Raw genomic sequence first — 14219 nt, forward strand, 5'->3', positions numbered from 1 at the left:
AAAACAGCGTTTTGGTTTCCGGATCAGACGATCCGGAAACATTTGCATGCAAATGAGTTTCGAAAGGTGTTGGCGGGGGCGGGCCGCTTATTCCCTTCCACGCCTCCGCCCCTCGTGGCCTTCGCGCGAACGCCGGCGCGGAGCGGCGTCGCCGGCAACGCCATCCTCGCTGACCGTCTTGCGCGGCGGCAGTTTCACCGCTGCCGACAGTTTCGGGAACGGATCGACCTTGTTGGGCAGCGCCATGGCGTAGACGAAATGCTCCTGGAATTTCGGTTCCAGCGCCGTCTCGATCTTCTCGATCTTGCTGACCGTGTCCTCGATCTCGCGGCGGTAGCCGCGATTGAGCAGCGCCATGCGCGCGCCGGCACCGGCGGCGTTGCCGACCGCCGAGACCTTGTCGAGGTCGCAATCCGGGATCAGGCCCAGCACCATGGCGTATTTCGGATCGATGAAGGAGCCGAAGGCGCCGGCGAAATGAATGCGGTCGACATGCTCGGTGTTCTGCTTTTCCATCAACAGCTTGGTGCCGGCATAAAGCGCTGCCTTGGCAAGCTGGATGGCGCGCACATCGGTCTGGGTGATGGTGATCTTCGGCCCATCTTCCGTCAATGCGGCGGAGCCGTCCTTCAGCACATAGGAGAAGGTGCGGCCGTTGGCCGTAACGCGTGGCGAGCGCGCCGAAAGCCCGCCGTCGATGACGCCGTCCTCGGAAATGATGCCGGCGAGATACATCTCCGCCACCACTTCGATGATGCCGGAGCCGCAGATGCCGGTGACGCCGGTCGCCTGGACGCTTTCCAGGAAGCCCGGCTCGTCGGACCACAGTTCAGAGCCGATGACGCGGTATTTTGGTTCAAGCGTATCGGGATCGATGCGCACGCGCTCGATGGCGCCGGGCGCTGCTCGCTGGCCGCCGGAGATTTCGGCGCCCTCGAAGGCAGGGCCGGTGGGCGAGGAGGCCGCAACCACCCGCTGGCGATTGCCGAGCACGATCTCGGCATTGGTGCCGACATCGACGATCAGCATCATCTCGTCCTGGCGATGCGGGCCTTCCGACAGCGTCACCGCCGCCGCATCCGCACCGACATGGCCGGCGATGCAAGGCAGCATATAGAGCCTGGCGCCCTGGTTGAGCTTGAGGCCGATGTCTGATGCCTTGATGTGCACCGCGCCCGAAACGGCGAGCGCGAAGGGGGCACCGCCAAGCTCGGTCGGATCGATGCCGAGGAACAGATGGTGCATGATCGGATTGCCGACGAAGACGCTGTCCAGGATGTCGTTGCGCTGGACATTGCCTTCGGCGCAGACCTTGTCGACGAGACCCGAGATGGCCTCACGCACGGCGACCGTCATGCCCTCGCGGCCGTCCGGGTTCATCATCACATAGGAGACGCGGCTCATCAGATCCTCGCCGAAGCGGATCTGCGGGTTCGAGGTGCCCGACGAGGCGGCGACGCGGCCCGACAGCAGCGACACGAGATGCATGGCGATGGTGGTCGAGCCGATATCGCAGGCCAGCCCATAGGCTTCGTTCTTGAGGCCGGGCCAAAGTGCTACGACGCGCGCTGTCTCAGAGTCGGCATCCTTGTAGATGGCGGCGGTCGCGGTCCAGTTGCCCTTGCGCAGGATGCCTTGCACCTGCGGCAGCAGATAAAAATCGAAATCGAGGCTTTTCAAACCCCAATCGTGCATCAGCGCGATCTTCAGCCGGTCGAGATCACCAAGCGGCTTGTGCATGTCGGGTTCTTCGATCTCGACATAGCACATGCGGATCGCCGCATCGCGGGCGATGACCCTGGTGTCGGCATCCTTGCGGATGGTCTGCGCGTTGATGACCGTATCCTGCGGCACGTCGATGACGAGGTCGCCGAGGATTTGTGCCGAGCAGGAGAGGCGACGCCGTTCGGGTAGGCCGCGGACGCGCTCATAGCGCTCTTCCTTGGCGCCCTTGGGCGTGATGTGGTCGTTGGAGGAGGTGATCTTGTGCTTGGCGAAATTGCCTTCCTGCACTTCGATCTGGCAACGCCCGCAAGTGGCGCGTCCGCCGCACACACTTTCGACATAGACGCCGAGCTGGCGCGCGGCATCGAGCACCGGGGTGCCGACAGGAAACCGCCCGCGCTTGCCCGACGGCATGAACAGCACGAGCGGGTCGGTGATGTTTGCAGGTGAATTCACGATTGCGCGCTTATCCTCGGCCCATCCGGGCCTCACGACCGCCACGGCGGCGGCCGCCATTGCCGGCGCCGTCGCCCGGCGCATTGACCTGAGTCGGGGCGGCGACCGCCTGGCCGCCTTCGGCCGGCTTGTAATCCTTGTAGGTGCGGATCCAGTTGGTGCAGTTCTCGTCGGTGCCGTTCAGCACATTGGCGCCGCGCACGGCTTCCATTTCCTGCGGCCGCACCGGGTTCATGATGGCCGAGGTCATGCCGGCGCCGATCACCATCGGGATGAAGGCGGCGTTGATGCCGTGGCGATGCGGCAGGCCGAAAGAGATGTTGGACAGGCCGCAGGTGGTGTTGACCTTGAGTTCTTCACGCAGACGACGCAGCAGCGCGAAGACCTGGCGGCCGGCATCGCCCAGCGCGCCGATCGGCATCACCAGCGGGTCGACGACGACGTCATGCGCCGGAATGCCGAAATCGGCGCAGCGCTCGACGATCTTCTTGGCGACGGCGAAACGCACGTCCGGGTCCATCGAAATGCCGGTTTCGTCGTTGGAGATGGCGACGACCGGCACGTTGTACTTCTTGACCAGCGGCAGGATGGCTTCGAGCTTTTCTTCCTCGCCGGTGACGGAGTTGACCAGCGGGCGGCCCTTGGCAACCTTGAGTGCGGCTTCGATCGCGGCGGTGACGGAACTGTCGATCGACAGCGGCAGGTCGACCAGCCCTTGCACGATCTCCAGCGTCTGCACCAAGAGGCCGGGTTCGGTCTCGTTCGGATTGACCGAGGTGACGCCGGCGTTGACGTCGAGCATGGTGGCGCCACAGGCTGCCTGCTCCAATGCGTCCCTGATGACGGTCTCGAAATTGCCCGCGATCATCTCGGCGGCCAGCTTCTTGCGGCCGGTCGGGTTGATGCGTTCGCCGATCACGCAGAACGGCTGGTCGAAGCCGATGATGATTTCTCGTGTCGCCGAAGCGACGATGGTACGGGTCATAAATTCTCTCCGCCGTGATATAAAGATTTCTTTATATCGTTGTCTGGTTTCGTTCAAGCGAATGGGTGACCGTCCGCGCCGTCAGTGCGCGGTCTTCACCATGTCCACCTGCGTTTCGGTAATGTCGTCGTGCAAGATGCTGTCGAGCCGGTCGGCGACAAGCTGATCGTCGCGGCGGATCTCACGTTTCCATGGCTGGCGGCCCTTCAGCACGCCCGATTCATCGACGATCTCGGCAACATATTCTTCCTGTCGGTAGGCCATCACGTGAACGCCGGAAACACCTGATATTTCCTTCACCTCGTTGATGATGTCGATGCAGAGCTGCTTGCCCTCCTTCTTCTGGTCCTGGGCGCCTTCCAGTCGCTTGATGACAGAATCGGGAATATGGATGCCCGGCACGTTCGAGCGGATCCACTTGGCCGTCTTGGCCGAGGCGAGCGGCCCGACGCCAACCAGGATGAAGCATTTTTCGGTATAGCCGAGGTCGCGCACCTTTTGCATGTAGGTGCGGAACATGGGCACGTCGAAGCAATACTGGCTCTGTACGAATTGCGCGCCGGCGGCGATCTTCTTGCCCAGCCGGTGCGGGCGGAAGTCGATCGGCGGCGCGAACGGATTGATCGCAGCACCCAGGAAAAGCTGCGGCGGCGTCGTCAGCTTGCGGCCGGACAGGAACTTGCCGTTGTCGCGCATGATGCGGCAGGTTTCCAGGAGCGACATGCAGTCGAGATCGAACACCGGCTTGGCGCCGGGCTGGTCTCCGGCCTGCACGCCGTCACCTGTCAGGCACAGCATGTTGGCGACGCCCATCGCAGCCCCGCCCAGTACGTCGCCCTGGATGGCGATGCGGTTCTTGTCGCGGCAGGCGATCTGCATGATCGGCGCATAGCCCATGCGGGTCAAAAGTGCGCAGATGCCGACCGAGGACATGTGGCAGTTGGCGCCCGATGCATCGACGGCGTTGATGGCGTCGACCCAGCCGTCGAAGATTTTCGCCCTGTTGTAGACGTCTTCCGGATCGGCGCTGTCGGGCGGGTTGAGCTCCGTCGTCACAGCGAACTCGCCGCGCCGCAGTACGCGCTCCAGCCGACCGCGCGAAGTGTGGCCGGGCAGGGGTTCGAGCGGCAGGTGGATGCCGGCCGGGTTTTCGTCGCGCTGGCGGCCGATCATGCCGACGCCCCGGTGCTGGCCGCCTCATTCTTGGCGGCAGCGGCGGCTTCGCGCGCGGTGGCCGCCTGAGCGGTCACCCGCAGCCAGGCCGAGGTTTCACGCAGCGACTGGTCGACCGGCTTCTGCACGGTCAGGATCCTGTCGCTGTGCACCATGTTCTGCGAGCCTTCCCAGGCCTTGACCCAGACGCAGGGCATATCGGGCTCGACCTCGCAATTGCCGTTGGCGCGGACACCGCCGCAAGGGCCGTTGCGCAATTGCTTGGGGCAGTTCATCGGGCAAGACATGCCTGTCGAGGACAAGATGCACTGGCCGCACATGCGGCAGTCGAACATGAAGCCCTTGACGCGCTTCTCGACAAATTTGATCGGCCCTTCGACACGGCCATAGCCTATGCCTTTCCATAAGGGATGGAGGAGCAGGAACATGTCGGCGAATTTGGCGTAGAACCATTCGAGTAATCGCGAGTGCCGCACCGACCATAATCTGACCGCGAAGGAACGCTGCACGCGCCGCTGCGGCGATACGTCGGCCGGCTTGTAGTCGGATTTCGGCGCTGCCTTCTTGACCAGAGTGGCCTGGGTAACAGCCGGCCTCTCCTTGGCAGGAATGGTTTCAGACATTTTCTTTGCCGCCCGCCTTGACCAGAGCGACCAGCCGCTCGCGGTCATATCTCGTGTCGATGTCGTTGAATGCCTTCTCGACTTCGGCTTCGAGGTCGTCGCCGACCGGAATGGGATCGGCTTTGCGCCATTCGGCCAGATAGTCGTCTGTACCGCCGGCGCCGGTGCGCATGGCGCACATGTCGATCGCCTCGGTAAAGCGCAGCGGCAGTTCGCGCTTGGCGTTCTGCCGGCCCTTCTTGACGATCACCTGGGCAGGGATGTCGCGCCAGTAGACGACGATCAGATCGGCCATGAATTCTCACTCCTCGAACTATCGAGCATTGCCGCAAGCGCAGTGGTGCCGCTTGTTATGGGACGACGCGCGCGCATTCAAAAGCGACGCATATCGATGTCGTAAAATGAAAGGTGGGTTTATTCGTTTGCGGCGTGTGCCGGCGCCCGGTCCAGCGCGTCGGAAACGCTGGCGCGCAGTATGCCGTCCAGGACGAAAAACGTGCTACCAGATGCCAGTTCTGAGGCCCGTCCAGACGTAGAACCAGATCGTCGGATGATACCAGAGTTTCGAAGGCAGGCCGGGATCGATCGTCGTGAGTTTTCCAGCCAGTGCATCGCTGACAGCCTCGACGCAGATGTCGCGCGAGAACGCCGTCTGGCGTAGCGCGTGACTTGAGATGGTGTCGCCTTTTTTCGATCTGCCGCGCGCCTGCTTCAGCACGCCACCAGTGTCGACGCCAGCGTCGACGAGGTGGACAGTCGTGCCGAAATTCTCCGCATCGCCTGATACCAGAGCCCAATAGCCGCCATTCATGCCGCGATATTTCGGCGTGATGCCCGCATGGTAGTTGAGCACCGGGCAGGGCATTTTGCTCAGCATCTCAGCCGAGATTAGTCGGCAACCGTTGAGCAGCACAACGCCTGGCCGGATCTTCTGGATCGCCTGCAGGCACTCAAGCCCATTGGCCGAGGCTACCTGGATGATCTCCTGGCCTGGTCGCGGCTCAACCTCCAGCTTCTCCTCGGCAATCAGTCGCGCGCTATGGCCGGCCAGGAATCGCTTGCCCAACCTACTCAGTATCATCGTACCAAGCTGGCCGATGGCGGAAATCCAGCCTTGGCGGCGAGCCCGGCCACGCAGCAATTGCTTTTTGGATTCAGGCGTTTCGAGGACGACGCTGACAGGACCTACGCGGTCGGCGATCGCATTGATCATAGCCCAGACATGCTGGCCGCCTCCGGTGACGACCACGATCGGACGCGTATTGGATTCTGATGCTGCCAAGGATCTTGCCCCCTCCAAGCAACCGTTCTCGACAATAGACGGGATGCTAGGGTGTCCGGGTTAATCCTTGGTGATCAGCTGTTCGATACACGGTCAGCGCTTGAATTCGATGATATCGAGCTTCGATTCATAGTAGGGCGCCGGAAATTCGATGCGCCATTCCTTGGCGCTGTTGCGGAAGGCGTAGCCGACCTGGTCGGTTTGCGGACCGCTGCCATAGGGCTTTGCCGGATCGCTGTTGACATAGAAGGAGCCGAGATAGATCGCGCGTTTCTCGCCATCGTCGAAGAAACGGCCCCTGGTGCGCTGCGAGCCGCTGATCTTCTCCAGCCGCCAGCCGGAACCGTCATCGGTCACCTTGCACTTGAACCAGCCATAGATGACGAGCGGCAAAGGTCCGCCGGCCTTGATGGTGCGGCACTGCCAGTTGCCGGTCAGGTCCTTGTCGGAAAAGGCCACCAGCGGCTTTGCCAACAGGGCATCGAGTTGCTTGACCTCGGCCGGGTTGCCTGTCTTCGCCTCGGCAAGGGCTGCCTTGCGGGTCTCGCCATATTTGTCGAGCCGCGTCTTGTCGGCCGGGGTGATGAGTTTCTGTATCTCGCCGTCGGCATGGGCGGGCAGGGCCAAACAGAGGAGGCCGAGTGCAGCTATCAAGAGGCGAGGGGTCATCAGTGCGTTTCCATGGCTGGCAGTCTGTTTGCTTGTGGCGCACACCTTACCCGTCCACGGCGGCCTGTCATCTAGCCTTGAGTCATCGCGGGGCAAGAATTGCTTCAGGCGCCTGCAGCCGCCTGCGCCATCCCGGCCGTCAGGTCGCCATAACCGGTGGCGCGGCGTTCATAGACGAGACCGAGCATTCTGGCGGCTTTTTCGGCGACCTTGTCGAGTTCCGGATCGTTGGTCTGGGCGAGGTAGATCAGCTTCTCGTAATTGCCGAAATAGTCCTTGATCAACTCCGGGTGCTTGTCGAGGCCGAGCGGTTTCATGAAGAAAGCGTCGAACTGCCGGCAGAGGAAGTCGGTCATGTAGAACGACATCATGTCGTCGTCTGCGACTTTCGCATAGGCCTCCATGCCCTGGTAGAAGGCGAAGCAATGCGGGCCGGCCATGCGCTCGACGCCATGCTTCTCGCAGATGCGGTCGAGCAGGCCGCCGGTGCCGCAATCGGCATAGCCGACGAAGATGTTGCTGTAGCCTTCCGTCTTGGCTTTTTCGATCGCCTTGTCCATGGCCGGTGCGATGCGGTCCGGGTAGAAATGGAATTCCGCCGGCAGGCAGGTCAGGTCGAGGTGATCCAGCCCGAGCTGTTCCTTGACGGCCAGAACTTCGCGCGCAATCATCCCGCAGGCGATGACGAGCAGCCTGTCGTCTTGATTCGGTTTCGTTTTTTGCGTCTTGGCCATGGAACCAGTCGAGCGGCCTTCGTTGTTGTGGCGCTAATTTATCTGTTGAGGGAGACACCGTCCATGAAACTGCTGCGCATCACGCCGATTGCCATCCTGGCCTGCGCCTTGGCCCTTGCGGCCTGCGCGAACACCGTCCGTGGCGTCGGCAGGGATGTGAAATCGACGGCCAAGGCGGTCGAGGACACCGTCACCAAGCCCTGATCCGCACGCGGCCACCTCATCATCTGGTAACAAAAAAGCCGCGCTGCAAGGGCGCGGCTTCTCCTGTCGTCCAGGCCGAATTGGCCAATCAGGCCGAAGCGCGCACATTGTGCTTGCGCTTCATGAAGTCCTTGGCGGTCTCGACCGCCACCGCCGCGTCGCGGCAATAGGCATCGGCGCCGACGGCCTTGCCGAATTCCTCGTTCAGCGGTGCGCCGCCGACCAGCACGACATAATCGTCGCGGATGCCTTTTTCCTTCATCGTATCGATGACGACCTTCATGTAGGGCATGGTCGTGGTCAGCAGGGCCGACATGCCGATGATGTCGGGCTGGTGCTGTTCGATCGCATCGAGATATTTCTCGACCGCATTGTTGATGCCGAGATCGATGACGTCGAAGCCAGCGCCCTCCATCATCATGCCGACAAGGTTCTTGCCGATATCGTGGATGTCGCCCTTGACGGTGCCGATGACCATCTTGCCTTGCTTGGGCGCGCCGGTGGCGGCGAGCAGCGGGCGCAGGATGAACATGCCCGCCTTCATCGCATTGGCGGAAAGCAGCACTTCCGGCACGAACAGGATGCCGTCGCGAAAATCCTCGCCGACGATGCGCATGCCTTCGACCAGCGCCTCGGTCAGCACCTTGTAAGGCGCCCAGCCGCGCTCGAGCAGGATGTTGGTGCCTTCTTCGATCTCTTCCTTCAGCCCGTCATAGAGATCGTCGTGCATCTGCTGCACCAACTCGTCGTCGGAAAGTTCGGAAAGGATGATCTCGTCGTCGGACATTTGTATCGAGCTCCTGCCGGCATCGCGACCATGTCGCAAGGCACATATCTTCGCGTTCATACCTAACCCGCTGAGGGCATGTATCCATAGCTGATTTGCGACTTCCCGCAAAAGGAAAGCGACCGTAACTCTCTTGGAATTCTTGTCGATTTTGCGACAGGCGTTGGCGCTGGCGGGCCGTTTCGAATAGGGTGCATGGCTACGATCTGGCAAGAAGCGGCGAGAGGCAGCCGCTATGGATTCCAGACAAGAACAGATTCAGGGAAGAACACCATGAGCGAACACGCGGCAGTCGATCAGGAAGCGTCAAACGCGCGACGTGGGCGCGGCGCCAGCGGCGGGGCTGCTGCCCGGCGGGCCGCGCGTTCGGGCGGAGGCCCGGGCACGCAGCTCACCTACATCAAGCGCAAGATCAACGTTTACGAGGTGCTGGACGAGGAAGGCCTGGCGCTGATCGAGAAGAACACCGACACGGTTCTCGAGGAGATCGGCATCATCTTTCGCGACGATGCAGAAGCGCTGCAACTGTGGAAAGAGGCCGGCGCCGACGTCAAGGGCGAGCGCGTGCATTTCCCGAAGGGGCTGTGCCGTTCGCTGCTCAAGACCGCACCGTCCGTCTACACCCAGCACGCCCGCAATTCCGAGCGTTCGGTGCAGATCGGTGGCAATGCCACCGTGTTCGCGCCGGTCTATGGCCCGCCCTTCGTGCGTGACCTCGACGGTGTCAGGCGCTACGCGACGATCGAGGATTTCCAGAATTTCGTTAAGCTCGCCTATATGGCGCCGTCGATCCACCATTCGGGCGGCACGGTATGCGAGCCGGTCGATGTGCCGGTCAACAAGCGCCACCTCGACATGATCTACAGCCACATCAAATATTCCGATAAGCCGTTTATGGGCTCGGTGACCGCGCCGGAACGCGCCGAGGACACCGTCGCCATGGCCAAGATCGTGTTCGGCGACGATTTCGTCGAGAACAACACGGTGCTGACCAGCCTGATCAACGCCAACTCGCCGATGGTGTTCGACGAGACCATGCTCGGTGCGCTGAAGGTCTATGCGCGCCACAACCAGGCCTGCATCGTCACGCCGTTCATCCTCGCCGGCGCGATGAGCCCGGTGACGGTTGCCGGCACGCTGACGCAGGTTCTGGCCGAAGTGCTGGCCGGCGCGTCGTTCACGCAGCTCATCCGTCCCGGCGCGCCGGTGCTGTTCGGTACCTTCGCCTCGTCGATTTCGATGCAGTCGGGGGCGCCGACCTTCGGCACGCCGGAGCCGTCGCTGGTGTCTTATGGCGCCGCACAACTGGCGCGCCGTCTCGGCCTGCCGTTCCGCACCGGCGGCTCGCTCTGCGCGTCCAAGGTTCCGGATGCACAAGCGGCTTATGAAAGCGCCAACACGCTGAACTCGACCATCCTGGCCGGCACCAATTTCGTGCTGCACTCGGCCGGCTGGCTCGAGGGCGGGCTGGCCTCCTGCTACGAAAAGTTCATGATGGACATCGACCAGCTCGGCATGACGCAGAAATTCTCCGAAGGCGTCGACCTGTCGGAAAACGGCCAGGCGATGGACGCCATCCGCCAGGTCGGGCCGGGCAGCCATTATCTCGGCTGCGACCACACCCAGGCCAATTTCCAGACCGCCTTCTACCGCTCCAACATCGCCGACAACAATTCCTACGAGCAGTGGCTGGCCGAAGGCGAGAAGACAGCGCCGCAGCGCGCCAACGAACTCGCCCGCCGCTGGCTGGAAAGCTATGAGGCGCCGCATCTCGATCCGAGCATCGACGAAGCGTTGAAGGACTTCATCGCCAAGAAGAAGGGGTCGATGCCCGACGCCTTCACTTGAAAGGAGCCCGAGTCAGGCGGGGCTAAAGTCGCCAACATCATCCACAAGGAAGTCTGGCGGAGCGCGTTCTCCGATCCGGACAAGAAGGGATGATTACGCCCGCCGGCAGCGTTGACCGCATTGCTGCGGCGCTTCTCGCCAACGGTCTTGTTCTTCGCGGCGGCTTCAATTTTACGCTAAGCGATGCGCCGCCAACGGGATCATCGGGTGCGCCGGCAGCGGCCGTCCTGCTGGTGGGGCAGGCGGGCGCGGCACCCTGGCCGCATTTCCTGCGTTGGTGGGAGCAACAGCCACAGGCAATCGCCAATCCGCTCGACACATGGTCGCGCGAAGTGATCGGCGCCGTGGCGCAGGATTTTGGCGCACGGGCGATTTCTCCGTCGGACAAGCCCTATCTGCCGTTCCAGCAATGGGCGATGCGGGCGGAGGGGCTGAAACCGTCGCCGCTCGGCATCCTCATGCATCCGCGCTACGGGCTATGGCATGCCTACCGCGGTGCGCTGCTGTTCGAGGACGAAATTCCAGTTCAAGTTGCCGAGGCAGCGCCCCACCTTTGCGATAGCTGCGTCGAGAAACCCTGCCTGAAATCCTGCCCGGTCGACGCCTATTCCGCGCAAGGATTCGCTTATCAATCCTGCCTGGCGCATGTGGGGGGAGCGCATGGCGAACCCTGCCGCAGCGGCGGTTGCCTCGATCGCAATGCGTGCCCCTATGGCGCGGGGTACCGCTATCCGCCGGAGGTCCAGGCCTTTCACATGGCGAGCTTCGCACGGGCCACCAGCTGATCCGTTCCCATTGCATGGTGCTCGTTGGCTTCGATGAGCATCTTGACGGCAGCTAGAAGCAGGCCTATTCATCAAGTCATCTGATGACTTATGAATAGGCCTATGCAACCCGCCACCAGAACCAATCTCACCGACAGCGCCACCAGCAGCCTGCGTGCGGAGATCGTCAGCGGCCGCTGGGGCGTCGGCGAGCGCATTCCCAATGAGGCAGCCCTGACCGACCTTCTGTCGGTCAGCCGCGGCACGGTGCGCGAGGCGGTGCGGGTGCTGGTCTCGCAAGGATTGCTGGATACGCGCCAGGGCTCGGGCACATATGTGCGCTCTACCGTCGATGCCTCTGCCGCGCTCGACCGGGTCAAGCGCACCGGCCTGCGCGATCAGTGGGAGGCGCGGGCGGCGCTCGACCTGGAGGCGGCACGGCTCGCCGCCATGCGCCACACGCCAGCCGATCTTGAGACGATGCGGCAACTGCTTGCCGAACGCGGCACCGTCGCGGGCGGCGGAAGCGATGCCTTCATCCGGCGCGATCTCGCTTTCCACAAATCGGTTGTCGCGGCGTCCGGCAACAAAGCGATGATGGAGCTCTACGACTTCTTCACCGCCGCCATCACCGAGACCATCCATGCCACCATCGACGGCGATCTGCCCGAACCGGACCACCAGGCGCATGCGGCTATCGTCGACGCCATTGCCGCGAGCAATCCCGAGCGCGCCGTTGCCGCCGTTCGCGCCTTCATGGCGCCGGTGCTTGCCCAACTTGAAAGACTGCTTTCGCAATGAACCAGAGTTTTCGTCAGCCTGACCCGACGGCGCAATCCGCCGCCATCGAGGGTCTGGAACTCATCGATGCCGAGGCCGACAGCCTGCCCGTGCCGCAGCCGCCTGAACTGCGCAGCCGTGCGGCGCGCATCGTGCTTGGCGCGAGCCTTGTGCTGATCGCCTTCAGCTTGAGGCCGCTGTTTTCGAGCCTGTCGGTGCTGTTGCCCGAGGTGATGCAGGCAACCGGGCTGTCGACGACGGGCGCCAGCCTGCTGACGACGCTGCCCGTCCTGTGCCTCGGCCTGTTCGCGCCCTTCGCGCCAAGGCTTGCGCAGCGCTATGGAGCCGAGCGCACCTTGCTCGGGGCGCTCGCCTTGCTGGTGCTGGGAACCGGCCTGCGCTGGTTCGGTACGGTTCCCCTGCTGTTTGTCGCCACCTTCCTGGCCGGCGGCGCCATTGCCATCGGCAATGTGCTGCTGCCAGGCCTGGTGAAGCGCGATTTCGCCGACAGGGCCGCCGTCATGACCGGGCTCTACACCATGGCGCTCTGTGCCGGCTCGGCGGCCGCCGCCGGCTTCACACTGCCGATCGAGCATTTTGTCACCGGTTCATGGTCCGGGGCACTTGCTGCCTGGGCGGTGCCTACACTGGTCGTGCTTTTGATCTGGATTCCGCAGGCGCTGGGCAGCCGTCGGCAGGTCAGTCATCGGGGCTTTCGCGTCGTTGGTCTCTGGCGCGATCGCCTGGCTTGGCAGGTGACGCTGTTCATGGGCCTGCAGTCGGCACTTGCCTATTGCATCTTCGGTTGGCTGGCGCCGATCTTGCGCGAGCGTGGCTTCGATGCGGCCACCGCCGGCGCCATGGTTTCGGTCTCTGTCATGGCGCAGGTCATCACCTGCCTCGCCGTGCCGTCCTTCGCGATGCGGCTGAAAGACCAGCGCGGCATCAATGTGGCGCTCGTTGCCACGGCGGTGATCGCGCTGCTCGGCATTCTGTTCGCACCGACCTCGACCGTGCTGTTCTGGGCGATCCTGCAAGGCATCGGGCAGGGCGGCCTGATCGCGGCTGCCATGAGCCTGATCGTGCTGCGTTCGCCGGATTCGCATGTCGCCGCGCATCTTTCAGGCATGGCGCAAGGCGTCGGCTATGTGCTGGCGGCATTCGGCCCGCTGCTGGTGGGCCTGATCCGCGACTGGACCGGCAGTTTTTCGGGAACGGCGTTCCTGTTCGTCGCGCTCGGGCTTGGCGTAGCCATTATGGGGCTCGGTGCCGGCCGCGCGCTGCATGTCGGTGCGCGGACGGTGCGAGAAGGCTAGCAATAGCGTCACGCAATCCCGCACGAAATTTTGACTGCCATGCTCAGGGAGCGCCTTGCCGTATAGGCTTGCGCGGATATGTATCGCGCATCTGTCGAACGGAGCGAGCGATGACGAAACACGACCTTCAGATCAAGACCAGGGATGGTGTTGCCAATGCCGGGCTTTTCCGCTCGGCAAACGCATCTCCTGCCAAGGCCGGCGTCATTCTCTATCAGGACGCCTTTGGTCCGCGGCCGGCGCTCGACAGTATGGCCGAGCGACTGGCGAATGAAGGCTATGCGGTGCTGGTGCCCGACCTGTTCTACCGCAATGCACCCTACGGGCCGTTCGACGCCAAGACCGCCTTCGCCGAGGAAAAGACCAAAATCCCGCTGATGGCGCTGGTCACCGGCACGACGCAGGACATGACCATCAGCGACAGCGGTGCGTTCCTCGATGCGCTTGCTGCCGAGGGCATTACCGGGCCGATCGGCACCATCGGCTATTGCATGGGCGGCGGTCGATCATTGAATGCGGCTGCAACCTATCCCAAACGGATAAAAGCGGCCGCAAGCTTCCATGGCGGCAATCTGGCCGGCGACGCCGCCGACAGCCCGCATCGCAAGGCAGCCTCGATCAAGGCGCGTGTCTATGTCGGCACATCCGGCGTCGACAGGAGTTTCCCGCCGGAACAGTCGGCGCGGCTGGCCGAGGCGCTCAGGGTTGCGGAAGTAGATCATGTCATCGAGAACTATGCCGGCATGGCGCATGGCTGGTGCGTGCCCGATCACAGCGTTTTCAATGCCGCGGGCGCCGAACGCCACTGGAAGCGCTTGACGACGTTGTTCGCAGAGACGCTGATCTGAGCCTTTGCCTGGCTGTTCTTGCCTG

The 14219-nt window shown here is 62.9% G+C and carries 15 protein-coding genes; 6 read left to right on the plus strand and 9 right to left on the minus strand.

The features are described 5' to 3' along the window. Window positions 1-87: 87 nt before the first annotated feature. The 8 genes from RPF88_RS05105 to RPF88_RS05140 form a co-directional block, all read right to left on the minus strand. Window positions 88-2241: an ASKHA domain-containing protein gene (locus RPF88_RS05105; RefSeq protein WP_224674841.1), complete on the minus strand. Its 2154-nt coding sequence runs from the start codon at window positions 2239-2241 to the stop codon at window positions 88-90. Further along, entirely contained in the window at window positions 2192-3166 is a 975-nt protein-coding gene (locus tag RPF88_RS05110; RefSeq protein ID WP_013531167.1) for a methyltetrahydrofolate cobalamin methyltransferase, read from the minus strand. Before RPF88_RS05110 ends, RPF88_RS05105 begins: the two co-directional genes overlap by 50 nt. 81 nt (window positions 3167-3247) lie before the next feature. Continuing rightward, window positions 3248-4339, minus strand: a complete 1092-nt coding sequence (locus tag RPF88_RS05115; protein ID WP_013531168.1) for a methylenetetrahydrofolate reductase — start codon at window positions 4337-4339, stop codon at window positions 3248-3250. Continuing rightward, window positions 4336-4962, minus strand: a complete 627-nt coding sequence (locus RPF88_RS05120; RefSeq protein WP_013531169.1) for a methylenetetrahydrofolate reductase C-terminal domain-containing protein — start codon at window positions 4960-4962, stop codon at window positions 4336-4338. Before RPF88_RS05120 ends, RPF88_RS05115 begins: the two co-directional genes overlap by 4 nt. Then, complete coding sequence (locus RPF88_RS05125; protein WP_013531170.1) at window positions 4955-5257, minus strand: virulence factor; 303 nt, start codon at window positions 5255-5257, stop codon at window positions 4955-4957. The genes RPF88_RS05120 and RPF88_RS05125 overlap by 8 nt, the downstream gene beginning before the upstream one ends. Window positions 5258-5461: 204 nt before the next feature. Further along, a complete protein-coding gene (locus tag RPF88_RS05130) occupies window positions 5462-6244 on the minus strand; it encodes a formyl transferase (protein ID WP_337121851.1) in 783 nt (260 codons plus the stop codon). A gap of 93 nt (window positions 6245-6337) precedes the next feature. After that, the gene (locus RPF88_RS05135; RefSeq protein WP_013531172.1) at window positions 6338-6913 is read right to left on the minus strand and encodes a DUF4893 domain-containing protein; all 576 of its coding nucleotides are present in this window, start codon (window positions 6911-6913) and stop codon (window positions 6338-6340) included. Window positions 6914-7017: 104 nt separating this feature from the next. After that, complete coding sequence (locus RPF88_RS05140) at window positions 7018-7647, minus strand: DUF1638 domain-containing protein (RefSeq protein ID WP_013531173.1); 630 nt, start codon at window positions 7645-7647, stop codon at window positions 7018-7020. A 63-nt stretch (window positions 7648-7710) separates the two neighbouring features. Between RPF88_RS05140 and RPF88_RS33295 the strand changes: the two genes are divergently transcribed. Next, window positions 7711-7851: an entericidin A/B family lipoprotein gene (locus tag RPF88_RS33295; RefSeq protein ID WP_013531174.1), complete on the plus strand. Its 141-nt coding sequence runs from the start codon at window positions 7711-7713 to the stop codon at window positions 7849-7851. Window positions 7852-7939: 88 nt separating this feature from the next. Here RPF88_RS33295 and RPF88_RS05150 read toward each other — a convergent pair whose 3' ends face one another. Then, window positions 7940-8638 (minus strand): corrinoid protein, encoded by a 699-nt coding sequence (locus RPF88_RS05150; RefSeq protein WP_013531175.1) that lies wholly within the window; start codon window positions 8636-8638, stop codon window positions 7940-7942. A 273-nt stretch (window positions 8639-8911) separates the two neighbouring features. Between RPF88_RS05150 and RPF88_RS05155 the strand changes: the two genes are divergently transcribed. The 5 genes from RPF88_RS05155 to RPF88_RS05175 all read left to right on the plus strand — a co-directional run bounded on the left by RPF88_RS05155 (window position 8912) and on the right by RPF88_RS05175 (window position 14194). Then, on the plus strand, window positions 8912-10486 hold the full coding sequence (locus RPF88_RS05155) for a trimethylamine methyltransferase family protein (RefSeq protein WP_024501311.1): 1575 nt from the start codon (window positions 8912-8914) through the stop codon (window positions 10484-10486). 89 nt (window positions 10487-10575) lie between these two features. After that, complete coding sequence (locus tag RPF88_RS05160) at window positions 10576-11271, plus strand: 4Fe-4S dicluster domain-containing protein (RefSeq protein WP_337121854.1); 696 nt, start codon at window positions 10576-10578, stop codon at window positions 11269-11271. A 102-nt stretch (window positions 11272-11373) separates the two neighbouring features. Next, window positions 11374-12051: a FadR/GntR family transcriptional regulator gene (locus RPF88_RS05165; RefSeq protein ID WP_013531178.1), complete on the plus strand. Its 678-nt coding sequence runs from the start codon at window positions 11374-11376 to the stop codon at window positions 12049-12051. After that, on the plus strand, window positions 12048-13346 hold the full coding sequence (locus tag RPF88_RS05170) for a CynX/NimT family MFS transporter (RefSeq protein WP_027160500.1): 1299 nt from the start codon (window positions 12048-12050) through the stop codon (window positions 13344-13346). Before RPF88_RS05165 ends, RPF88_RS05170 begins: the two co-directional genes overlap by 4 nt. A gap of 110 nt (window positions 13347-13456) precedes the next feature. After that, window positions 13457-14194: a dienelactone hydrolase family protein gene (locus RPF88_RS05175; protein WP_337121855.1), complete on the plus strand. Its 738-nt coding sequence runs from the start codon at window positions 13457-13459 to the stop codon at window positions 14192-14194. The last annotated feature ends 25 nt before the right edge of the window (window positions 14195-14219 follow it).

Origin of the sequence: Mesorhizobium sp. ISC11, assembly GCF_037162595.1 — a bacterium.
Taxonomy (GTDB): Bacteria; Pseudomonadota; Alphaproteobacteria; order Rhizobiales; family Rhizobiaceae; genus Mesorhizobium; species Mesorhizobium ciceri.